15 protein-coding genes are annotated in these 23,294 nt (G+C 52.3%); 14 read left to right on the top strand and 1 reads right to left on the bottom strand.

Annotation, left to right across the window (positions count from 1 at the left end):
• Positions 1 to 228: 228 nt before the first annotated feature.
• Positions 229 to 936, bottom strand: a complete 708-nt coding sequence (locus tag BM412_RS11510; protein ID WP_091217748.1) for a FadR/GntR family transcriptional regulator — start codon at positions 934 to 936, stop codon at positions 229 to 231.
• A 415-nt stretch (positions 937 to 1,351) separates the two neighbouring features.
• Between BM412_RS11510 and BM412_RS11505 the strand changes: the two genes are divergently transcribed.
• The 14 genes from BM412_RS11505 (at position 1,352) to BM412_RS32775 (ending at position 23,170) form a co-directional block, all read left to right on the top strand.
• The gene (locus BM412_RS11505; RefSeq protein WP_218163139.1) at positions 1,352 to 2,509 is read left to right on the top strand and encodes an ABC transporter substrate-binding protein; all 1,158 of its coding nucleotides are present in this window, start codon (positions 1,352 to 1,354) and stop codon (positions 2,507 to 2,509) included.
• Positions 2,506 to 3,705, top strand: a complete 1,200-nt coding sequence (locus BM412_RS11500) for a CaiB/BaiF CoA transferase family protein (RefSeq protein ID WP_091217745.1) — start codon at positions 2,506 to 2,508, stop codon at positions 3,703 to 3,705. The genes BM412_RS11505 and BM412_RS11500 overlap by 4 nt, the downstream gene beginning before the upstream one ends.
• Positions 3,702 to 4,919 (top strand): CaiB/BaiF CoA transferase family protein, encoded by a 1,218-nt coding sequence (locus tag BM412_RS11495; protein WP_256256255.1) that lies wholly within the window; start codon positions 3,702 to 3,704, stop codon positions 4,917 to 4,919. The genes BM412_RS11500 and BM412_RS11495 overlap by 4 nt, the downstream gene beginning before the upstream one ends.
• Before the next feature lie 9 nt (positions 4,920 to 4,928).
• Positions 4,929 to 5,771: an amidohydrolase family protein gene (locus BM412_RS11490; protein ID WP_256256254.1), complete on the top strand. Its 843-nt coding sequence runs from the start codon at positions 4,929 to 4,931 to the stop codon at positions 5,769 to 5,771.
• A gap of 14 nt (positions 5,772 to 5,785) precedes the next feature.
• Positions 5,786 to 6,109, top strand: a complete 324-nt coding sequence (locus BM412_RS11485) for an L-rhamnose mutarotase (protein WP_091217742.1) — start codon at positions 5,786 to 5,788, stop codon at positions 6,107 to 6,109.
• 21 nt (positions 6,110 to 6,130) lie between these two features.
• Positions 6,131 to 6,583, top strand: a complete 453-nt coding sequence (locus BM412_RS11480) for a MaoC/PaaZ C-terminal domain-containing protein (protein ID WP_091217740.1) — start codon at positions 6,131 to 6,133, stop codon at positions 6,581 to 6,583.
• Between the two features lie 97 nt (positions 6,584 to 6,680).
• Positions 6,681 to 8,309 carry a response regulator transcription factor gene (locus BM412_RS11475; protein WP_091217736.1) on the top strand — a complete coding sequence of 543 codons (1,629 nt, stop codon included), beginning with the start codon at positions 6,681 to 6,683 and terminating at the stop codon, positions 8,307 to 8,309.
• Positions 8,306 to 10,138 (top strand): cache domain-containing sensor histidine kinase, encoded by a 1,833-nt coding sequence (locus BM412_RS11470; protein ID WP_091217733.1) that lies wholly within the window; start codon positions 8,306 to 8,308, stop codon positions 10,136 to 10,138. The genes BM412_RS11475 and BM412_RS11470 overlap by 4 nt, the downstream gene beginning before the upstream one ends.
• Positions 10,139 to 10,207: 69 nt before the next feature.
• The gene (locus BM412_RS11465; RefSeq protein WP_091217730.1) at positions 10,208 to 11,908 is read left to right on the top strand and encodes an extracellular solute-binding protein; all 1,701 of its coding nucleotides are present in this window, start codon (positions 10,208 to 10,210) and stop codon (positions 11,906 to 11,908) included.
• A gap of 161 nt (positions 11,909 to 12,069) precedes the next feature.
• Positions 12,070 to 12,975 carry an ABC transporter permease subunit gene (locus BM412_RS11460; RefSeq protein ID WP_091217728.1) on the top strand — a complete coding sequence of 302 codons (906 nt, stop codon included), beginning with the start codon at positions 12,070 to 12,072 and terminating at the stop codon, positions 12,973 to 12,975.
• A gap of 19 nt (positions 12,976 to 12,994) precedes the next feature.
• Positions 12,995 to 13,873 carry a carbohydrate ABC transporter permease gene (locus BM412_RS11455; protein ID WP_091217725.1) on the top strand — a complete coding sequence of 293 codons (879 nt, stop codon included), beginning with the start codon at positions 12,995 to 12,997 and terminating at the stop codon, positions 13,871 to 13,873.
• 61 nt (positions 13,874 to 13,934) lie between these two features.
• A complete protein-coding gene (locus BM412_RS11450) occupies positions 13,935 to 15,698 on the top strand; it encodes a type 2 periplasmic-binding domain-containing protein (RefSeq protein WP_091217723.1) in 1,764 nt (587 codons plus the stop codon).
• A 22-nt stretch (positions 15,699 to 15,720) separates the two neighbouring features.
• Entirely contained in the window at positions 15,721 to 18,285 is a 2,565-nt protein-coding gene (locus tag BM412_RS11445) for a beta-mannosidase (protein ID WP_091217720.1), read from the top strand.
• 268 nt (positions 18,286 to 18,553) lie between these two features.
• Positions 18,554 to 23,170: a fibronectin type III domain-containing protein gene (locus tag BM412_RS32775; protein ID WP_091217717.1), complete on the top strand. Its 4,617-nt coding sequence runs from the start codon at positions 18,554 to 18,556 to the stop codon at positions 23,168 to 23,170.
• The last annotated feature ends 124 nt before the right edge of the window (positions 23,171 to 23,294 follow it).

Raw genomic sequence — 23,294 nt, 5'->3', positions numbered from 1 at the left:
GTGCTTGAAAAGTGTGATTATGAGGTTGAGAGTTCGATATCGAGACTCTCAGCTATTGATAGAGGTGAGTTGGGGGAAGGAGGCGTGAGAGTTCGATTTTGGAACTCTCGGTGCTTGAGAAGTGTGATTATGATGTTGAGAGTTCGATGATGAGACTCTCAGTTACTGATAGGGTGGAGTTAGTGAGGGAGTGGAGAGGTGATACGACAAAGAGGGGCTGTCGCCCCCTTAGTCGGTTTTCATAATGTTGGCGTAGAACTGCTTCGAGGAAGTAAATAGCCCCTTTAGTGCGGCGTGCAGCTGCTTCTTGTCGCGCGAAGTAAGCGCGGCGAGAATGGCTGAGCGCTGTTTGACGCTGTTTTCTTTGGCGCCGGGTACGCGGAGCAGCTTTAGGCTCGTTTCTCGCCTTAGATGGATGCTCATTTGCATCAGCTTGTTGAAGATACGATTGTCGGAGCGTTCGCCGATGCGAAGGTCGAAATCATCCAGCAGCTGGAGAAAAGCGTCGGCATCCATGTGAACTGAGGCCGACAGATGAGCTAGCTTCTTATCGAGCAGAGCAAGCTCTTCCTCGGTGAGCTGTCCGGCGGCTGACAGGTATACCTCGGTTTCGATCAGCTGCCGCGCAGCATAAACCTCGTCGAGGTTATGTTTCTCTCGATGAAACATCCATGCAATCGTGTCTGATGGAATCGGCTCCTCCTGCTTATTCACGAAGCTGCCTTCACCCGCCTTAATGGTGATCAGGCCGATAAGCGCAAGTGCGCGAAGCGCCTCGCGGACACGTCCGCGGGTAACGCTAAACCGCTCGGCCAGCTCCCGTTCGTTTGGCAGCTGTGCACCAGGCTCAAGGTGACCGTTCGTGATGAGCTGTGCGATCTGCTCCATAATTTGTTCGGTAACCGTTAGTCGCTTGACGGGTTCAATCTGTATCATGAAAGGTAGTCTCCTTATGCTGCACATGGAATTGAAAATTAAGATTGATGGATGATCATGGTTCGTGATACTCTGGTCTCGTGGTACTACCAGAGAACCGTTCTGAAAAAAGCTTAACATGAAACAGAAACCGAGTAAAGAACAGTCATTCAGGCAGCCAATCATCCAATCATCTAGCCAGTCATCAATCATCCAGCCAATCATTTAATCATCTAGCAAGTCTCTGGTCATCCAGCCCTCATCCAGTTGACCAGCCATTTAGCCATCCACCAAAACATCCAGCGATTAAGCCATTTAGCCGTCTAGCCAATCATCCAAGCCATCAATCCATCAATCCATCAATCCATCAATCCATCAATAGTGGTACTACCAGAGTACCGCTCTATAAGTCGATCAGTTGAAAGGTGATGACAAAGTGACGACAACTTTAAGAGGCATTACATGGAATCATAGCAGAGGTTATGTGCCGAAGGTGGCGACCGCGCAGCGTTTTATGGAAACGCATCCAGGCGTGGAGATCACATGGGAAAAGAGATCACTGCAGGAGTTCGCCGATGCGCCGATCGAGCGGCTGGCCGAGCAATATGACCTGCTTATTATCGATCACCCTTGGGCGGGTTTTGCAGCGGACAAAGGAATATTGGTTCCGCTGGAGCAGCATGTGTCCGCGGATTTTATGGCCGATCAAGCGCAGCATACGGTCGGCCGCTCACATGAAAGCTACCTCTTCGATGGCGTTCAGACAGCTTTCGCTGTAGATGCGGCGACGCCGGTAGCTTCTTATCGGCAAGATTTGCTTGCAGCTGCTGACGTAAAGATACCGCAGACATGGGATGACCTGCTTGCATTAGCGAAGAAAGGCCGGATTGCTTTTGCCGGAATCCCCGTCGATACGTTGATGAATTTCTACATGCTCTGTGTCACGCAAGGGGAGGAGCCCTGCAAAAGCAACCGTGAACAAGTAGTGAGCGAGGATACCGGTGTTCGAGCACTGGAGCTGCTGCGTGAGTTGACACTGCTGTGCACGACTGAAATGTTGAATTGGAATCCCATCCGAGTGTACGAAGCTATGTCCTCAGGAGATCGCGTCGCTTATTGTCCGTTCGCATATGGATACTCCAATTATGCTCGTGCGGGCTATGCGCGGCATTTGCTTCATTTTACCGATATGGTGTCGCTCGGTGCACATGGGCCGCTTCGGTCCACGCTTGGCGGCACCGGAATCGGCGTCTCGGCACGATGCGCCAATATTGAGTTAGCGGTAGAATATGCTGCCTATATGGCTAGTCCGGAAATTCAACGAACGCTGTTCGCCGAGAACGGAGGCCAGTCCGGACACCGCGCCGCTTGGGTCGATGAAGAGCTGAATCGGCGGACGAACGGGTATTTTCAGGCTACATTGCCGGCGCTGGACCGCGCCTACTTAAGACCGCGATACAGCGGATATTTGGAATTCCAAGATCATGCGGGCGATGTGGTACGGGACTATATCATTTCCGGCGGGCGGCCGCAGGCAGTGCTTGAGCGACTTAATGAGCTTTATCGGTTATCCGGAATGGAGGCGGCGAAGTGAAACCATTAGAGGGACTGCTGGTTTTGGATTTCAGTCAGTTTCTGGCTGGCCCGTCGGCTGCGCTGCGGCTCGGTGATTTGGGTGCGCGGGTCATCAAGATTGAGAGGCCGGGGACCGGTGAACTGAACCGGCAGCTGTCGATCAAGAATCAGATGGTGGACGGCGACAGCATGCTTTTTCATACGATTAATCGGGGAAAAGAAAGCTATGCGGCGAATTTGAAGGACAGCGAGGATGCGGCAAGTGTAAGGGCGCTGATCGCGCAAGCGGATGTGCTTATTGAGAACTTTCGGCCGGGGACCATGGAGAAGCTGGGTTTTGGTTATGATGCGGTCAAGGAACTGAACAGCGGCATCGTCTATGCCACTGTGACCGGTTATGGTCAGGAAGGGCCTTGGCGGGATAAACCCGGGCAAGACCTGCTGATTCAATCATTATCAGGACTCGCATGGCTGAACGGAAATGCGGATCAGCCGCCGGTACCTTTTGGACTCGCGGTCGCGGACATGTTCGCCGGTGCTCATTTGGTGCAGGGAATTCTAGCCTGTCTGGTGCGCCGTGGCCGAACCGGCCAAGGTGGGCGTGTGGAAGTCAGCCTGCTGGAATCCGCGCTGGATCTTCAGTTTGAGGTACTGACGACACACTTGAACGATGGCGGAGAGCTGCCGCAGCGCAGTGCGGTGAACAATGCACATGCGTACTTAGGCGCACCTTATGGAATATATGAAACGAAGAATGGCTATTTGGCACTCGCTATGGGCTCAGTGATAAGGCTGGGCGAACTATTGGCGTGCGAAGCACTTGCTGCCTTTCAAGATCCGAAATCATGGTTTACGCAGCGAGATGAGATTAAACAAATCCTCGTCGATCATATACCAACGCGTACTACCGAAGAGTGGCTTCAAGTATTAGAGCCGGCTGATTATTGGTGCGCGGATGTGCTGACGTGGGAGCGGTTGTTCGCTCATGACGGATTTAAATCGCTTGGTATGGTGCAAGACGTAGGACGGGAAGATGGTGACCGCCGACTTCGGACGACGCGCTGTCCGATTCGTATTAATGGGGAGCGGCTGTTCGATAACAATGCGGCGCCGAAGGTCGGGGAGCACAATGCGGCAATCGAGCGGGAGTTTAGGCTGCGCGATGCGCAGCCGTCGGAGGGACAGCATCAGCCTGACGGAGGCGAGAGAGTTTGATCAACTTCAGCAGCAAGAGCGGGACCGAGCATGGAGCGATGATGCTTCAAAGTCCACTGGAAGGAATGCTAGTCTTAGATTTTGGGCAGTTCCTGTCTGCGCCTTCGGCCGCGCTCAGGCTGGCTGATCTAGGAGCGCGAGTGATCAAGGTGGAGCGGGCGGGAAGCGGGGACATCTGCCGCAGATTGTATATATCCAATATGGAGCTGGATGGAGACAGCACGCTATTCCATTCGATCAACCGAAATAAAGAGAGCTACGCTGCCGATCTTCGCGATCCGGCCGATGCAGCTGAAGTGCATGCGCTCATCCGGCAGGCGGATGTTCTCATTCAGAACTTTCGCCCAGGCGTTATGGAGCGGCTGGGCTTTCATTACGAGGCCGTCAAGGCGATTAATCCGGCCATCGTGTATGGAGAAATCACGGGCTACGGGAACGAAGGCCCTTGGGTAGGCAAGCCGGGTCAAGATTTGCTCGTGCAGTCGATGTCCGGATTGACGAATGAAGGGGGGACCCGCGGCGGAGCGCCCAAGCCGCTCGGGCTGGCGGTTACGGATATGATTGCCGGCGCGCATCTGGTTCAAGGTGTGTTGAGCTGCCTGGTGCGAAGAGGCGTGACCGGAGTCGGAGCGAGAGTCGAGGTCAGTTTGCTGGAATCGGCGCTCGATCTGCAAGTGAATTCGCTGACCGCTTATCTGAATCTCGATGACAACAAGGCTCAAGCGCAATGCCAGCCGGATTCTCAGCTGCTACAGCAAAATCAATCCATGACCGAATCGCAATTCTCATCCTTCCCCCTACCTGACAAAGGTATCTATGCCACGAGCGACGGTTACGTCACCGTGCTGCCGCGGGAAGAAGAAGCAGCTGTCACAGAGCATGAAGCGCACGAAGCAAATGCCGCAAACCCGGCATCCTACCTGCTCGCCACCAACGCCATGACAACGCAGCAGTTATCCGCAGCGCTGGAGCCCGCCGGATACGAAGTCGCACAGGTGCTGAATTGGCGGCAGCTGCTGGAGGAGGAACATTTTACAAGGCTGAATATGGTGCAATCCATCACGCGCGGCAACGGGACAACGATGCGGACAACATGCTGTCCCATCCGCATTGACGGCATGCAGTTTCGCTCGGAGAAAGGCTCGCCGAAGGTCGGCGAGGATACGGCAGCAATCCGGATACGGCTGATTGATCCTACACTTGAAGGAGGATGACTCCAGAAGATGATGAGAATCGACGCGCACCAACACTTTTGGCATTTGGAGAAGGTCGCTTACCCGTGGCTGGATCCGGCATTCGGCACGATTTGCCGCACGATCGAAGCGCCTGAGCTGGAACCGCTCCTGAAGGAAGCGGGCATTGATAAAACCGTCATCGTACAAGCGATGAACAGCTATGAGGATACGGAATACATGCTGCAAGTGGCGGAGGAATACGACTGGGTAGCCGCGGTCGTAGGCTGGGTACCGCTCAACATCCCTGATGTCGCAGCTAAGAAGCTCAAGCAATTCAAGCAGAATCCGTATTTCAAAGGCGTCCGTCACTTAATTCACGAAGAGAAAGACCCGGACTATATCATTCGCAATTCAGTCATCGAGGGTCTGCGCGTGCTCGCCTCTTATGACCTCGCGTTCGATCTCGTGGCCGTGTTTCCGGATCATCTCAAGCATGCTCCGCGTTTGGCGAAGGAAGTACCGAACCTCAGAATCGTCATCGATCATCTGGCCAAACCGCCGATCAAGGACAAAACAATGGGCGAATGGGCGGAGCAGCTCGCACGCGCCGCGCAGTTCGAGAATATCTACGCCAAAGTGTCGGGACTGAATACGGCCGCAGACCACGACAACTGGTCGGCGGCGGATTTACAGCCGTATATCGATTACGCCAAGGAGCAGTTCGGTGCGGACCGCCTCATGTTCGGCAGCGACTGGCCTGTTGCCAACTTGGCCGGTGATTACGGCAAAGTGTGGAGCGAAACGAATCGCGCCATCGCCGCTTATTCGGAAGCGGAGCGGGATGCGATCCTCGGCGGAACTGCGGCGACATTTTATCGAATCAAAGAATAGGGGGCTCTGCGAGAATGCAGCGATATGGCAGTGTTATCCAAGTCAAACCCGAGATGCTGGAGGAATACAAACGTCTGCATGCGGCCGTTTGGCCCGATGTGCTGGAGCGAATTAAGGAAAGTCATATTCAGAACTACTCGATCTATTACAAGGACGGCTGGCTGTTTAGTTATTTCGAATATACCGGTGACGATTACGAGAAAGATATGGCGCTGATCGCTTCCGACGAGACGACGCAGCGTTGGTGGGACGTATGCAAGCCATGCCAGCAGCCGCTTGCCACAAGGCGCGAAGGCGAATGGTGGGCGGACATGGAGGAAGTATTTCATCTCGACTAACGCGACTAAGGAGTGACCACGATGAGAAGTTTAGTTTACGACGATTATGAGATAGGCGCAGTAAGAAGCACATTTGGACGTACGATCACGGAGACGGATATCGTGCTGCATGCCGGTCAAACCGGCGATTTCTATCCGCATCACATGGATGCCGAGTGGTGCAAAACGCAGCCGTTCGGCCAGCGAATCGCGCATGGGACGCTGGTGTTCAGTGTCGGTGTCGGCATGTCCGCGGGTGAACTGAATCCGGAAGCGTTCTCCTATGGCTACGATAAGCTGCGTTTCACCAAACCGGTGTTTATCGGCGATACGATCTCGGTGCGCATCACCATCTCGGAGAAACGGGATTATCCGAAACGTCCGGAATACGGCGTCGTTGTGGAACGTCTGGAGGTCATCAATCAGAATAAGGAAACCGTGCTGGTCTGCGACCACCTGCTGCTGGTGAACAGAAATAAACCGGATTCCCAATAAACGGAATCTAGCGGACTAGCGGAATTGATTGACCATCTGCCAGACAAAATAGTATGGTAAGCTTGCAGCACCATCAGAGGGGCTAGGAGGCTTCTGCATGTTCAACGTCATGATTGTTGAAGACGAAATGTTGGTACGTTTAGGGTTCAAAAACTCCGTGCAATGGGACAACTACGGCATGACCGTATGCGCAGATGCAGCCAATGGCAGGGAGGCTTGGGAATATTACACCAATAGCGTGCGTCCGGACGTCATCATTACCGACCTTCGCATGCCGATCATGGGCGGAATCGAGCTCATCAAGAAAATTCGCGAACAGGATGCGCAGACGCGTATCGTGATTTTGTCGTGCATGGAGGATTTTGATTTAATTCGCCAGGCGATGCAGCTTGGCATCTCCAGTTATATTTTGAAGCTGACGATGACGGAGGAGGAGATTCATAATGTTCTGATGCGTGTGCGCGAGGAGCTCGGCACACAGATGACGCTCGGTACATCCAAAGGAATTATCCGCAATCCGGATCTGCTGAAGGAAAACATTATTAAGAACTTCGTCTTCTACCATCTCTATTCCAAAGACGAGTTCGTTCATCATATCGATCAATTGAAGCTGCGGCTGAATCCGGAGCGTCTCATCGTTGCGATGATGGAAATCGATCATTTCGAGCTGGTGCAGACGAAATTCAACGACGAGAAGGGCGAGCTCATTCGCGTTACCTTCCTGAATGTCTTGAACGAGCTGCTCGTACAGTCGCAGCGCGGAGAAGTCGTGTCCGATGAAGATAAACGGTATCTCTTCATCTTCAGCTTCCGCGATATCGCGAGCGAATATCAAATTCGCGAGGAAATGATCGGGATCATGACCCAGATCCAGAAGGTGCTGGGGCGATTCTTCAACATATCGGCAACGTTCGGCGTGAGCGGCATGAAGAGCGGATATGCTTCGCTGCACACGCTGTACAAAGAAAGCGAGCGAGCGGTTGCGCAGAAATTTTTCTACGGCACGGAGCGATTGCTGTTCCTAAGCGACGGGGATACCGATGCGACAGAGGAACTCGTGCGCAGGAAGCTGCAGCAGTTTCATGAGAAGTGGTCGATGATCGAAGAAGCGGCGCAGAAGGATGTGGAAGCCATTGTGCAATCCTTCCTCACATCCGGTCGCTTGAGCCATGAACAGGATATTAGGAAGCTGTTCGTTCGGCTGCTGCATTGTCCTTCTGTCACCGCCTCGCTTAGCGAATCCGAGGTAACGTCGCTTGTCTCCGCCTATGGGGAAGAAATGCAGAAATGCGAGACGCTGGATGAAGCAGCGACAGCCTATAGTAAATTTCTGACCGAAATCATTTCAAGAGGCGGCATTAAGAAGCAGCTGAGCAAAGACATTGCGCGCTCCGTCAGGTTCATACAAGATCGTTTCCACGAGGATATCTCGTTGCAGCAAATTGCGCAGTACTTGGAATTGACACCGAACTATTTAAGCGTGCTGTTCAAGAAAGAGCTGCAAATGAACTTCTCCGAATATCTCAACCGCATTCGATTGGAGAAAGCGAAGGAGCTGCTGCTCGGCACCAATCTCAGATCGTATGAGGTGGCGCAGCAGGTCGGGTTTACCGACGACAGCTATTTCAGCCGCGCCTTCAAGAAGCACACCGGCGTCAGGCCGAACGGCTTCCGCAGATTGTGGATCAACGACTGGACAGGCACGGCGGAGGCGGAAGACAAATGATTGCAAAAGCTGTGAAGTTCAAGTTTCGACTCTCCGGCATCTCGCTCAAAGCACAGTTGATTTTCTCCTTTATGGCCGTTACGCTGCTTGTTCTTTCCGTCAGCTCCTATTACAGTTATAAGAAAACGCTGGACATCTTCCAAACGAGAACACAGGAAACCACGTTATCGCAATTTCGTCAGATTGAAATGAATACGCTTACTTTGCTCCATGAGGTCGATAAGCTGTCGAAGACGTTCCTCATGGAAACCAAAGTCCAATCGTTTCTGCAAAGCGATAAGCTTTCGCATCTCGAATTCATTGCCATGGAACGCGACATTATGGATCGGATCAATCAATATTTAACGACTTATAATTATTTGGATTCGGTGTATATCTTCGCTGAGAACGGCACGGTTATCGGGGGAACGCTTTCGCAGAACCAGAGCACGGCGGAAGTAGGCAAGAACTATCCTTTCTACCGCACTTCGTTGTACGAGCAAGTGAAATCCAGCTTCCCCCAAACGATCTGGACCGGCGGATTGGAAACGATTGACTTTATGCGCAGCTCGATTCCCGACGGGCTGTCCAATTCCAGAGTGATCTCTTCCCTTCGCGGCGTCAGATGGATCGGCGGCAGCCAAATGAGCGCGGAGCTCGTCTTTAACGTGAATGAGCGGTATTTCAATTCCAGCTACGGAAGTCTGCAGAGTACGCCAGGCGGCTCCATGCACATCATTGACCGCTATGGCAAAGTGATCTCTAGCACGATTGAGGAGACGATCGATCAGCCGTATCCGTTCAACACGAAGCTCACGCCGGAGCATTCGTTTGGCAGCTTCGCGGGCAGCCGAGCCGGAACGCACGAGCAAATTATTTATTATCGGATGAAAGAAACGGGATGGACCTTGGTGAATGAGGTGCCAACCGAGCTGTATACAAAAGATATCAGCCAGATCGGGCGTTTTACCGCCGCGGTATTCCTGCTGTCTCTTATTCTGATCGTCGTCTTCGCCTCCTTATGGATGGACCGCATTATGAAATCGCTGCATCAGCTGATTAAAGGGATGAAGAACGTCGGTCGAGGGAATCTCGGCATGACGCTGCCGCAAGCTTCGAACAAAGAAATCGGACTGCTGATTGAGCAGTTCAACAGCATGTCTACCGGGATACTGGAACTGATGAATCAGAATGAGGAGACAGAGAAGACGAAGCGCCAGCTCGAGATTGAAGCGCTCCAATCCCAGATTAACCCGCATTTCCTGTACAACACGCTCAATACGGTGAAGTGGATGGCAGCCATCGCCAAGGCGCCAAACATTATGGAGTGCATGACCAGCCTTGGCAATATGCTGAGACCGATTTATTATGATCCGTCGCCATTATGGTCGATTAAAGAGGAAATTGCATTCGTACAGAACTATATCAATATCATGAATTTCAGGTACGGCGAGGAAATGAGGTTCGAATTTGACGTGCCGGAACAGCTGCTGCAGTGCCAAACGCTTCGCTTCATGATCCAGCCCTCCATCGAGAACGCGCTTATTCATGGCGAGATGCATAAAGGGGTCATTCAGATCTCCGTCTCCGAGCATGGCAGCGATTTGTTGGTAGTTGTTCACGACACCTGCGGCGGCATGGCAGCAGATAAAGTGATCGAGGTTAACCGGAAGATTCAGTCCCAATTGAACGGCGATCGGACATCGAAGGGGATCGGGCTGAACAATGTCAACAAGCGGATCAGGCTGCATTTTGGCGAACGCTACGGCATTGAAGTGCAAAGCAAGGAAGGGGTCGAAACGAAAGTGTTTATGACCATTCCCGCCATTTACGAAAGTGCGGCTTCGTGACGGCCGGAAGCGTCGCCTAACAACGAATTGACGGATCATCCTCACCGATTATTACTGGAGGCGAACAGCTTGAAGCCGATAAATAGGCCGCGAATCTTGTTGACGATGACGATCATGCTTGCCTTGTTGACCGGTTGCAGCGAAACCGGCGAACCGCAGCAGCAATCGCAAGATGTTCAGACGGAAGACAACAACAATACCGTCGTGCCGGCCAAACAGCCGGTCACGCTTAAGGTGCAGCTGAACAGCGTAGGGAAAGATTTCGAGCATACCGAGGTTTATAACGAGATTACGAGACAGACCGGCGTCACGATGAATCTAGAATTGTATGATGAGCAGAAATTCAAGGTGGAGCTCGCCGGCGGTGATTTGCCGGATATTATTCAGGTACCGAATAAGAACATTAAAGAACTTATTGAGGGCAATAACATCATTCCGCTGGATGAGCTGCTGAAGACGAATGGGCCTGATTTGCAGCTCCCGGTGTATGAGAATAGCTTCGAGTATATCCGGAAATTCTGGAGCGACAACACGAACAAGCTGTATATGGTTCCGGTTCAAATCGGCACGAGCGATTTTGGCTTCGAGCAGCAGGTCGGGTTTAATGTGCGCTGGGATTATTACAAGGAGCTCGGATATCCGAAGATCACGTCCATTGATGATATGGTGAATGTGCTGGCTGATATGGTTCAGAGGCATGGTACCACGAAGGATGGCAAGAAAGTGTATGGGGTCAGCATGTGGAACGACTGGTCGACATGGGGCGTTCGAAGCATGGGGCTGATAACCGGAAACAGCATGTTCAATACCAATTCGATGCAGCTGGTCAACAGTTACACGGATGCGGCTCACAGTGAGATTTGGGATACCGCCATGTTTATGTATAAGGCGCAGCAGAAAGGGATTTTGGACCCGGATGCGTTTACAGCCAAATATAACGACATCGTAGCCAAAGCATCGGAGGGTACGCTGATTTCGGCGGTCGCCACATGGCCGTTTACGCGTATCAACGCAGAGCTGCTGAAGGAAGGGCCGGATAAAGGGTTTGTTACGATTCCGCTGGACTGGGGATTCACGAATGTCGGAGGCACGACGGTAGCGGGCTGGAGCGATCGCGCTTTCGCCATTTCGGCGAACTGCAAATATCCGGAGCGGGCGATGGATCTTATTAATTTCCTCGTGTCCGAGCAAGGCTCGCGGCTGATTGCCAGCGGTATCGAAGGGGTACATTGGACGTACGTGGATGGGAAACCGGCTATGAAACCGGAGACGGTCACGCTTGCGGCTGCCGGGGGAGACAGCTGGAAGAAGACGGGGATCGGCATGATCGCCAACCAGCAAGGCCTTGCCGATTATACGAAGCTCAGCGACGGAGGCATTGTCAATCTGTTCAATACGCCTGAAGTATTCGCGACCAAGGTGAATTCGCTGAATAAGGATTATGACGAGTACTACGACGTATCCTACCCGGCAGAGGCATACAAACGGCTCGTGGATCAAGGGAAAGTGAAAACACTGTCCCATATGCCGCTCGATGTGCTGAGTGCAATGCCTACGCCGCCGGATGACATCAAGCGAATACAGACCAAACTGGATGAGCTGCTCGTGAAAGGGATGCCGATTATCGTCCTGGGGTCCAAGTCCGATGAAGATTTCAAAATCCACCAACAGGAATTAATAGATGAATTAATAGAGGCAGGCGCAGATACCTATTTCGCCTGGTATAAACGTTCGTATGAGGAAACAAAGGCACAGCTTATCAACGAATAACCCCTGCTATTCGATGTGAAATTCACCCAGGCTCTTCCAAAGCAGCATTCAGCTGCCGCGGGGGAGCTTATTTTAGTCCAAAAATCGTAGAAAACTTCATATTTACGTCGTTTGCGATTTCTTATACTGAGGATAGAAAAAGAGATGGAGTGATAAGAGAGATGAAATGGAAAGCAAGCCGAGTCACATTGTTTCTGATGGTTATCCCGTTTATCCTTCTGGTATTCGTCTTCAACTACATTCCATTGTTCGGATGGGTGTACGCCTTCTACGACTACAAACCAGGCATTCCGCTCTCGCAGACGCCGTTTGTCGGATTGAAGTTCTTCCGCTGGGCGATCGAGGAGAAAGAAGATCTATTCCGTGTTTTAACCAATACGCTCGCACTCAGTTTGTTATCCATTCTGGCTTCACCGCTATCGGTTATCTTCGCGATCATGCTTAACGAGCTGAACAGTAAGCGCTTTCGGAAAGTCGTGCAGACATTGACAACACTGCCGAATTTCATTAGCTGGATCATCGTGTACTCGCTGGCGTTCTTCATGTTCTCCTCCGGCGGCTTGCTCAATGAAGTCTTAATGAGACTCCACATCATTGATGAACCGACGACCGTGCTTGGCAATTCCGCTGCGACATGGTGGTTCCAGACCGGCGTGACGATCTGGAAGAGCTTAGGCTGGGGAGCCATTATCTACTTGGCCGCGATAGCAGGTATCGATCCTGAGCTGTACGATGCCGCGAAGGTAGATGGAGCCGGCAGGTTCCAACGCATTATGGCGATCACGGTGCCGGGAATTATGCCAACCTTCTTCGTCCTGCTGCTGCTCAACATTGCCAGCGTCCTATCTAACGGAGCCTCGGGCTTCGAGCAAAACTTCGTCTTCTACAATTCCCTGGTAGCAGACCGGATCGAGGCACTTGATTACTACGTCTACCGCGTCGGGATTACGACAGGCGACATCTCCTTCGGTACGGCAATCGGAATTGCCAAATCCATTATCAGCATTCTGCTGTTGTTCTCGATGAATGCACTGTCCAAGAAAATAAGAGGCCATTCGGTATTCTAGCTGGAGGTAAAGACGACCCATGAAAAAAGATTCTTCCAACCTATTCGATATCTTCAACTACACCGTTCAAATCCTATTTACGCTCATGTGCATTTACCCGTTCTACTATATCTTGATTTATTCGTTCAGCGATCCGCAGCAGGCGCTCAAAGGCGTGTTTCTAGTCCCGAGGGGGCTGTCAATCGTCAACTATACGACGATCTTCAAGCTCGATAATATGCTTCATTCCTTCGGCATATCCGTGCTTCGTACGGTCATCGGAACTGCGCTTACCATTGCATGCTGCTCGTGGTTTGCTTATGCGGTGACGAAGAACGAGCTTTACTTACGCAAATATATTTATCGCTTCTTGGTCATTACGATGTATTTCAACGCCGGTCTGATTCCGTGGTACATCACGATGAAGGAGCTCGGTTTGAAAAATAACTTCTTGCTCTACATTCTGCCTGGTGCGGTTGTCGCTTATTATGTGGTCCTGCTGAAGACGTTCATTGAGCAGCTTCCGCAAGCGCTGGAAGAGTCCGCCATGATCGACGGCGCCGGACATTTCAAAATCTTCACCAATGTTATCTTCCCGCTCTCGATGCCAATTGTCGCCACCATTGCCGTATTCGCTTCGGTGGGGCAGTGGAATACCTGGTACGATAACTACTTCCTCGTCTCAAGTGATAATCTGCAGACGCTGCAGCTGATTCTGTACAACTATTTGACCGACGCACAGCGCATTGTCGCAAGCAGCAACATGCAGGATTTAAATCGCGGTCTGGCTTCCAAGATATCGCCGGATTCCATCCGCATCACGATTACGATGGTCGTCACGCTGCCGGTTATGCTGGTGTACCCGTTCTTGCAGCGTTATTTTGTCAAAGGTCTCATGCTGGGTGCGATCAAAGGATAATTCAGGATGCAATAGCTCATAGAAGCTATCATCATAGAACTTAAATTCGGGAGGTCATGGTATGAAGGGGAACAAAGCATTACGCGGCAAGGCAGCAATGATGCTGGCCGCTATGCTGGTTGTATTGTCGGGCTGCGGTGGAAACTCATCGAATAACGCGAACAATACAGCTGCGACGAATGCACCTGCAGCGAATGAAACGGCAACAAACACAGAAGCAGCAACGAATAACGCCGCAGCTACAGATGATGCAGCCGCGACCAATGAGTCGACAGAGCCTGCCAAAGCGCCTGTTACGTTGAAGGTTCAAGTAAACAGCACGACAAAGGACTTTGAGAACACCGAGGTATACAACGAAATTACGAAACAAACGGGCGTTACGATGGATCTCGAAACGTTCGATGAAGAGAAGTTCAAAGTACAGCTTGCAGGCGGCGACTTGCCGGATATCATTCAAGTGAAGAACGTGGGAACGACTTATTTGAAGCAGCTGATCGAAGGGAAAAACATCATTCCGCTGGATGATTTGGTAGCGTCGAACGGTCCGGATATCCAGAAGCCGATCTTCGAGAAAAGTATCGCGTACAGCAAGAAGTTCTGGAGCAATGACACCGGTCAACTGTATGTCGTTCCGGTTCAAATCGGTAACGCGGGCTGGGGCTTCGACCAACAAATCGGCTTTAACGTTCGTTGGGATTACTACAAGGAGCTAGGCTATCCGGAAGTGAAAAATATCGATGATATGGTGAACATCCTGGCTGATATGGTTGCGAAGCACCCGAAATCCCCGGATGGCAAGAAAGTGTACGGTACGGCCATTTGGAACGACTGGGGCACATGGGGCTTGAGCGGTATGGGGCTTCTGACTAACCCGGGCGACCCTGTCGTCAATAATTACACGGATGTGCCGAAGAGCAGCTTCTGGTCCACTTCGGAGTTCTTGTACAAAGCGAAACAAAAAGGCATTCTTGATCCGGATGCATTCACAGCTAAATACGAAGATCTCGTAACGAAGGCTTCCCAAGGCACACTGCTTAACGCGATCGCAACATGGCCGTTCCAAGCAGCGAACGGTGAGCTTCTGAAAGAAGGTCCGGACAAAGGTTTCGTGACGATTCCGCTGGATTGGGGTTTCGCATGGACAGGCGGCTCGACAATCGCAGGCTGGGGCGACCGTGCTTGGGCGATTACGTCGAACTGTAAAGATCCGGCGCGCGCTATGGATCTGATCAACTTCTTGTCCTCCGAGCAAGGTTCCCGTTTGATCGAAAGCGGCGTTCAAGGCGTTCACTGGGATATGGTAGACGGCAAACCGCAAATGAAGCCGGAAGTAGTAGCACTGGCTGCGGCAGGCGGCGACCCTTGGAAGAAAACAGGCATTAACATGATGGCGAACCAACAAGGTCTCTCCGACAATACGGTTCTGAGCGACGGCTTCCCGGTCAACCTGTTCAACTCGCCGGAGGTATATGCAACGAAACTCAACTCGCTTAACAAAGATTATTCCGAGCACTATGGTGTTGCTTACCCTGCCGCAGCATACAAGAAGTATGCCGATGAAGGCAAAGTGAAAACGCTTGATGTCATTCCGCAAGACGTGCAGGCCGCAATGGCGCCGCCGCCGGAAGATATCAAACGGATTCAAACGAAGCTGGATGACCTGATCACGAAAGGCATTCCGGATATCGTCCTGCATGCGAAGAACGATGAAGATTACAAAGCTAGACAACAGAAGCTGATCGATAAGCTGAACGATGCAGGCGCCGACGAGTTCTACCAATGGCAGCTGAAAGCTTTCGACGAAGCAAAAGCAAAATTTGAATAAGCGGCTTATGCTGGCTTAAAACATGCAGCGCCGGACAGAGGAGTCAACTTGTCCGGCGCTTGTGTTTTTTGCCGTTTACAGAGAGGGGACGAACATGGGGATTGGCAGACAGGAACTGAACGGGGCATGGAAGCTGCGCGGAGCAGATGGGCAGCGCGGTGCGGTGAAGACGCATCACCTATTTGAAACGGATGCCGCGAAGTGGATGGACGCAACCGTTCCGGGCGAAGTCCACCTCGAGTTAATGAAGCAAGGACTGATTGAGGAACCGACGGAAGGACTGAACGCCTTGTCCGCTCGGTGGGTAGAGGAGAATCTCTGGAGCTATAGAAGAAGCTTCACCGCTTCTGAGGAAGCCATTGGCAATCATGCTTGGTTGATCTTCGAAGGGCTGGATTATCATGCGAAAATTTATCTCAACGAGGAGCTGATTGGCGAGCATGCCAATTTCTATCGTCCTTGCAAGGTAGCCGTGACCGGTAAGCTGCGCAAGGAGAATTTGCTCGTCATCGTACTCGACAGCGGTTTACATATGGCTGGGAACAAATCCATCGAAGGCTACTATGAGAACTCGCAGGACCATGAGCTGCACAAGCGGATTTGGCTTCGCAAGCCGCAAAGCTCATTCGGCTGGGACTGGTCAACCCGCCTAGTGAATGTTGGCATTCATAAGCCTGTTGCGCTTGAATGGGCAACGAGCGTGCGGCTGGATGATGTTGTTGTGTTGTCTGAGGTCAATGAAACGATGGATGAAGCGGTAGTGACTGTTCGCGCATTCGTAGAAGGCTGCGGGGAGAATCCCGTATCAGGTAAGCTGACGGTTCGAATCGGCGAGGATACGAACGCCGCCGTTCAGTCGTTTGACTATACGATTGAACCGGGTATGCAGCGGCTTGAAGCGAAGTGCACGGTGGCGAATCCGAAGCTTTGGTGGCCGGCAGGTCATGGGGAGCAGCATCTCGCAAACGTTGAGGTGGAACTGCATGCTGCGGACGAGCTTGCCGGGAAACGCTCGAAGCGAATAGGATTCCGCAAGCTGCGGATCAATCAAGATCCGCATCCGTCCGGAGGCAGCTACTTCTATCTGGAGGTCAACGATCGTCCGGTGTTCGCGAAAGGCGCGAATGCGATCCCGCCGGATATGATATTTCAACGCGCAGACCGTGCTCGATACGAAGGGCTGATCAGCCGTGCGCTCGAAGCGAACTTCAATTTCCTGCGCGTTTGGGGCGGCGGCATTTACGAAACGGATGACTTCTACGAGCTGTGCGATGAGCATGGCATCATGGTCTGGCAGGACTTTGTGTTCGCCTGCGCGGACTATCCGGTGACGGATGCTACTTTCATGAGCAACGTGAAGCAGGAGGCCATCCATAATGTTCGGCGGCTTGCGCATCATCCGAGCCTCGTGATGTACTGCGGAAACAATGAGAACGAGTGGCATACTTTCTACAGGGAAGAAGGCATTATCTATCCGGATTATGCCCTCTACCATCATATTCTTCCGCGCATCGTGCAGGCGGAGGATCCTGGACGGTATTACCAGCCGAGCAGCCCGTTCTCGCCGGATCATCAATATCCGAACGCGAATGATCGCGGTGATCAGCATCCATGGACGGTTGGTTTTGAAAATAACGATTTCCGTGATTATCGCGAAATGATCTGCCGATTTCCCAATGAAGGCGGCATTCTGGGCACGACAAGTCTGTCGGCCACGAATGCCTGCCTGCCTGAGGGCGGAGGATCCGTGCTCTCCTATGCTTGGCAGCAGCATGATAACGCGGTAGATTCTTGGTTTGCGTTATCGGCACCGGATAAGCAGATCAGCGATTGGATCGGACTTGATCCGCGCAGCATGTCCATTGAGCAGTTCGTCTATTACGGCGGCTTGATTCAAGGAGAGGGCTTACGGGAGTATATCGATAATTTCCGGCGGCGCATGTTCGACTGCGCATCGGCGATCTTCTGGATGTTCAATGATTGTTGGCCGGCGACGCGCAGCTGGACAGTCGTCGATTATTATTTGAACCGAACTCCTGCGTTCTATCCGGTAAAGCGGGCTTTCCAGCCGATTTCCGTCGTGGCAGCCAAGGAGGGTCAGACGGTTCGCATATTCGGCATTAACGAAACCGAACAGACATGGAGCGGGGAGCTGCAGGTCGGTTTGTTCCGATTCTCCGGCGCGTATGTGATGGATGAGCGTCTGAAAGTGGAATTGCCGCCGAATACATCGGTATGCGTGCTGGAATTCAGCGATGCGCAGTGGGAAGAAGCGGGCATTACCGATACGGCTGTTTTCGCAAGGCTGCTGAATGAGCAAGAGGACACAGTGGCGCGAAATCGGTTGATTTTGCCGCGATTCGTGGAGATGAAATGGGATAAACCGCATATCGAAGTGGTTAGAGAGGATACTTACGCGGTGTTCCGCAGCGACGTCTTTGCATGGGGCGTTTGCATCGATTTGGATGGAACCGAGCCGTTGCCGGATAACTTCTTCGATATCTGGCCGGGGATGGCTTATCGGATTCCGTGGCCGGAGGATCGGGCACTGCCGGCTGTCCGGTATGTAGGCAATTTAGTTGAATAATGTGCTATGGGGCGGGAGTGCGCGAACGGAGCGTACTTCCGCCTTTTTTAAATGTCCAAAAACAGTAGAAATCTTCATTTCACCAAACTGCCTCGAAGCGGTATACTTTTATTTGTCGAAGAAAGCGTTTTCATTCTTAACAAACGAAGATACATAGTTAATTAAGTCAGAAGAGGCGGGTGGATTCATAGGTAGGGCAGCTGCTGATTTCAAGCCTGCGGTCTGAGGGGTTTGAGATACAATCTTGAGTGAGGAAAGGGTGTAATTGATGAGGAGAAGGTTCATCTCGTATCTTCTGATTGCGGCATTGCTACTGACCGGTTATGTTACGGCAGCCCCGCAGAAGGTATCCGCAGCAGGCAACACGTACTATGTCGATGGCGTGAACGGCAGCGACACAACCGGTACAGGCAGTACGGGCAGTCCGTGGAAAACGATCAGTAAAGCGGCAAGCATCATGACAGCAGGCGACACAGCCAAAATTCGTACCGGCGTATATCGCGAAACGGTAAAACCGACGAATTCCGGCTCGCCGGGCAATGAGATTACGTTCCAGCCGGATACCGGCGCAGATGTTACGATCAGCGGCGCGAATCTCGTAACGGGCTCATGGTCGGTTCACTCCGGCAGTATCTACAAGGCAAGCGCAACCTTGCCGATGGGCGACTATCTGGATTCCGTCTATGTCGATGGAATTGCCAACAATTTGGCCAGATCCCCGAATACGGCCGTCGGTAACCTCTATGATCCTGCCCTCTATCAGTACAACAACACTTCAAACCGCGGACTGCTTGTCGATTCCGCCAATCTGACGCAGGCTGCGGGCTATTGGGATAATGCTTCCGTCTTCGTGGAGGATTCCGGGGAATGGAACTTCAGTAACGCGCTGGCAACCACGTATACCCCCGGCAATTTGAACCTCAAAACCTCGCAAAATGCGTACAGCCTTAAGTTTTCCACTTACGATAACACGCTCAAATTGCTCGGCGTAGGCGGGGCCGTGTTAGGTTCTTACAATGTGACCATCGCGCAGAACACGACTTACAATCTGAAGGTCACGACTTCGGGCAGCACCATTAATGTCTATCTGAACAATGGAGCCTCACCTGTCATCACGGCGACCGATACGAATTTGAAAGAAGGCAGCTTCGGGTTAGGCTTGGAATCGAACAGTTCTGCGACAGCCGCGAAGGCGGAGTTCACGAACGTGAACGCCACCATCACGAGCCAAGATCCGAATCAAGCGACCGGCAGGGAGGCGGCTTCTTTCACGAGTAACATCAAAGGCTGGTTCGCACCGGAAGCGACCGGGTACTGGAAACCGAGCGGAGCTACCTTGCTTGGCTATACCCAGCCTCAAACTTCGGGAACAACGGCTTGGTATGAGTCGACGACGACGGCCAAAGATTTCACATACTCGGCAGATGTGAAGCTGACAAGCGCGGGTACGGCATATCTCGTGTTCCGCAAAGAAATGCCTCCGGGCAGCGTCATCGATTTATCGAACTGGGGTTACGGAGCGGCGGAATATTTTATTATGGGCAAGCTTGCCGCGCTCGATTATCCGGGGGAATGGTATTACGACAAAACAGCCGGGCAGCTGTACTTGCGCACAACGGCGAGCAATAGCCCGGCATCCCATACGGTTGAGTATAAAGCGAGGAATTTGGCTTTTGACTTGTCCGGCAAATCCAACATCGTCATCAAGAATGTGAAGCTGTTCGCAGCGGCTATTGATACGACCGACGGTTCAAACAATGTTATCGACGGCATCAATGCCAAATACGTATCGGAATTCAACCGCGCCATCACCTACTCGGCAGGGGTGTGTCTGTGCGGAACGAACAATACGCTGAAGAACAGTGAACTGCAATATTCATCAGGTGCGATCGTGACCATAGAAGGCGATAGCAACAAGCTCATTAATAACTCGATACATGACGGAACGTATGGGCCAATCGTCTTCAACTCCGTCGTCGATATTACCGGCAGAGGCCATCTGATCAGCCATAATACGGTTTATAATTCAGGAAGATCGCTTATTGGCGGCGAGTTCTTCGCGACGGTCATCCAATATAACGATTTCCATCATGGGAACTATTTTGCCAAGGATACCGGGATGTTGTACACGGCCCATAATGATCTCGGGAACTCCGAGATTCATCATAACTTCTGGCATGATTCCGTCAGCCGTGCGAATGCGGATGCCAACGGATCAGGCGGATGGACCGGCGGGATCTACTTGGACGAATCATCGGCGAATGCTTTAGTGTATAAGAACGTAACGTGGAATTTGTCCTGGGTTGGCGTTATCGTCAATCATCTCTCCGACTATGTCATGGTCTATAACAACACGACGCACAACTTCTCCGGTATCCGGATTTCAGAACCGACTTACGGCATTGATGCTTACAAGGATCGGATTGCCAACAACATAGCGCTGCAAGAGTTCGGCACGGGCGCTTCCGCCATCGGCGCGGTTTTCAGCAATAATATGACTGCTGGTTCACCGCTCTACGTGAATACGGCGACGAATAACTTCCAGCTGCAATCCGGTTCGGGAGCCAAGGATATCGGATTGCCGATCCGCGGAATCACGGATGGATTTACCGGTACTGCACCGGATGCGGGGGCCTATGAATATGGCGGCGCGAGCTGGACGGCAGGCCATAATTTCGCCAGTCCGCCAAGTCCTGCTTATCAGCTGGTTGATACCGATTACAAAAATCTGATGGTGAACGGCAGCCTGGATATGAACCGGATGCGGCATGCGGCCATGGATAGTTTATATGGCTGGACCAAGACCAATTCACAGACGGCGCAGCCTGCCTACGACTACGCAGGAGGCAAGGTGTCGAGCAGGTTCACCTATGAGACCGGCGCGAGCCTGGGCTCTGGGGCAGATGGAATCGAGCAGACGATCACGGGCTTGACGCCTAATACGACCTATGAGCTTTCCGGTTATTTGCGGGCCGGATCCTCCGGGCAAACGGTCCGGCTTGGCGTTAAAAATTATGGCGGCAGCGACACTTACCAAGAAAACACCACAACGTCATGGGTGAATAAGACGTTCACCTTTACAACCGGAGCCGCGAATACGAGTGCGACGATTTACGGGCTGAAACCGACGACCGGCGGTTATGCTTTCGTCGACGACGTTATGCTATCCGCGACGACGGCATTATCGGGCAGTGACACGACGGCTCCAAGTGCGCCAACCAGCCTCGCCGTAGCTTCCGTAACGGATACAACCGCATCGCTGACGTGGACGGCATCGACGGATAACGTCGGTGTAACGGGCTATATCGTTTATCGTAACGGTGTACAGGTGGGTACGCCAACCGGAACCGGCTTCACGGATACGGGATTGACGGCAAGCACGACCTATACGTATACGGTAAAAGCGACCGATGCCGCAACCAACCTCTCAGCGGCGAGCAGCTCGGTTAACGCAACTACGAGTGCCGGTTCGAGCGGCTATTCGGAGAACTTCGAAAGCACGACAATCGGGCAGATGCCCGCCGGCTGGACAGTCAACACGGCAGGCGGTGCTGTGTCCGTGCAACAAGTCGCTGATGGCGCCAACACGACGAATCGCGCACTGACTTTAACGCAATCGTCCGCTAACTATGGCGTTGCGGATGTCAGCGCGACGAAGTCGTTCGCCGCAGCGACGGGATCGGTCACAATCGACATGCGGATGAAGGCGAATCAGACGAACGCGCTCACCGCCAGCCCTGTCTTGTCGAACAGCAGCGGTACTCCGATCGTACAGCTCGGCTTCCGAGACAACGGGAAGTTTGCCTACGTTAGCTCGAGCATGGCATGGACGGACACGACGATGACGTATGCGGCAAATCAATGGTACGACGTTCGTATTGTTGTGAATCTCACGGCTGGAACGTTTAGCGTGACGATCAATGGTACAGCAGTATTAACGAATGTGCCTGTAATGGCTTCTTCCGGCAATCTGTCGCAAATTAATTTCTCGTCGAACATGTGGTACACGGGAGTCGCTTCTTACGACAACATTCAAGTCGGTACCGGGGATACGCAAGCGCCGACGGCACCAACAGGGCTGACAGCCGCTTCGGTGACGGCTTCAACCGCATCGTTGACCTGGACGGCGTCGACCGATAATGTAGGCGTGACCGGATACAAGGTTTACCGCAATGGCGCCGAAGTCGGCACTTCAGCAGGCACCGGCTTTACGGACAGCGGTTTGACGGCGAATACAACGTACGCTTATACGGTCAAAGCGTATGATGCCGCAACGAATTTATCGGCTGCGAGCGGGTCGGTCAATGCCAAAACAAATATCTTCGCGGAGCTGTTTGATACGACGACGATCGGGCAAATGCCTGCCGGCTGGACGGTTGGCACTTCCGGAGGCGCAGCATCCGTACAGCAAGTTGCCGATGGAGCCAACACGACGAATCGTGCGTTGACCTTGACGCAATCCAACTACGGAGTCGCGGACGTCAGCGCCGTTAAATCGTTCGCATCAACGTCGGGAACGGTAACGATCGATACGCGAATGAAAGCGAATCAAACGAACGCGCTTATCGCCGGCCCTGCGCTGCTGAACAGCAGCGGAACACCGATCGTGCAGTTCGCCTTCCGGGAGAACGGGAAATTCGGCTATGTCAATTCAAGCATCGCATGGACGGATACGTCAATGTCGTATGCGGCGAACCAATGGTACGATGTCCGTCTCGTTGTGAATCTGACGGCGGGAACGTTCAATCTATCGATTAACGGGACGTCCGTATTAACGAATGTGTCTGTCATGGCTGCAGCGACCAGCGTTTCACAGATTTCGTATGCTACCAACATGTGGTACTCCGGCGTGGCCTCATTCGATAAAATTCAGATCTCACAGTAACAATAGCGGAAAGCGGTTAGCGCATGCGCTAACCGCTTCAGGCTGCCGGAGAAAGCCCCGACAGCCATTTTTTTGATTTTGCTTCATGAACAAAACTTTAACGGTTGTCAGGGTGGCTATTCGA

The sequence above is a fragment of the Paenibacillus sp. BC26 genome (genome assembly GCF_900116125.1).
Lineage (GTDB): Bacteria > Bacillota > Bacilli > Paenibacillales > Paenibacillaceae > Paenibacillus_Z > Paenibacillus_Z lignilyticus.
The sequence above is the reverse complement of the archived record's forward strand: the minus strand, read 5'-3'. Positions and strand labels throughout refer to the sequence as shown.

Bases quoted from the DNA above. Each gene is read 5' to 3' on its own strand.
- BM412_RS11450 (WP_091217723.1), top strand. From the start codon at position 13,935: ATGAAGGGGAACAAAGCATTACGCGGCAAGGCAGCAATGATGCTGGCC.
- BM412_RS11470 (WP_091217733.1), top strand. From the start codon at position 8,306: ATGATTGCAAAAGCTGTGAAGTTCAAGTTTCGACTCTCCGGCATCTCG.
- BM412_RS11455 (WP_091217725.1), top strand. From the start codon at position 12,995: ATGAAAAAAGATTCTTCCAACCTATTCGATATCTTCAACTACACCGTT.
- BM412_RS32775 (WP_091217717.1), top strand. From the start codon at position 18,554: ATGAGGAGAAGGTTCATCTCGTATCTTCTGATTGCGGCATTGCTACTG.
- BM412_RS11460 (WP_091217728.1), top strand. From the start codon at position 12,070: ATGAAATGGAAAGCAAGCCGAGTCACATTGTTTCTGATGGTTATCCCG.
- BM412_RS11510 (WP_091217748.1), bottom strand. From the start codon at position 936: ATGATACAGATTGAACCCGTCAAGCGACTAACGGTTACCGAACAAATT.
- BM412_RS11445 (WP_091217720.1), top strand. From the start codon at position 15,721: ATGCAGCGCCGGACAGAGGAGTCAACTTGTCCGGCGCTTGTGTTTTTT.
- BM412_RS11475 (WP_091217736.1), top strand. From the start codon at position 6,681: ATGTTCAACGTCATGATTGTTGAAGACGAAATGTTGGTACGTTTAGGG.
- BM412_RS11485 (WP_091217742.1), top strand. From the start codon at position 5,786: ATGCAGCGATATGGCAGTGTTATCCAAGTCAAACCCGAGATGCTGGAG.
- BM412_RS11480 (WP_091217740.1), top strand. From the start codon at position 6,131: ATGAGAAGTTTAGTTTACGACGATTATGAGATAGGCGCAGTAAGAAGC.
- BM412_RS11490 (WP_256256254.1), top strand. From the start codon at position 4,929: ATGATGAGAATCGACGCGCACCAACACTTTTGGCATTTGGAGAAGGTC.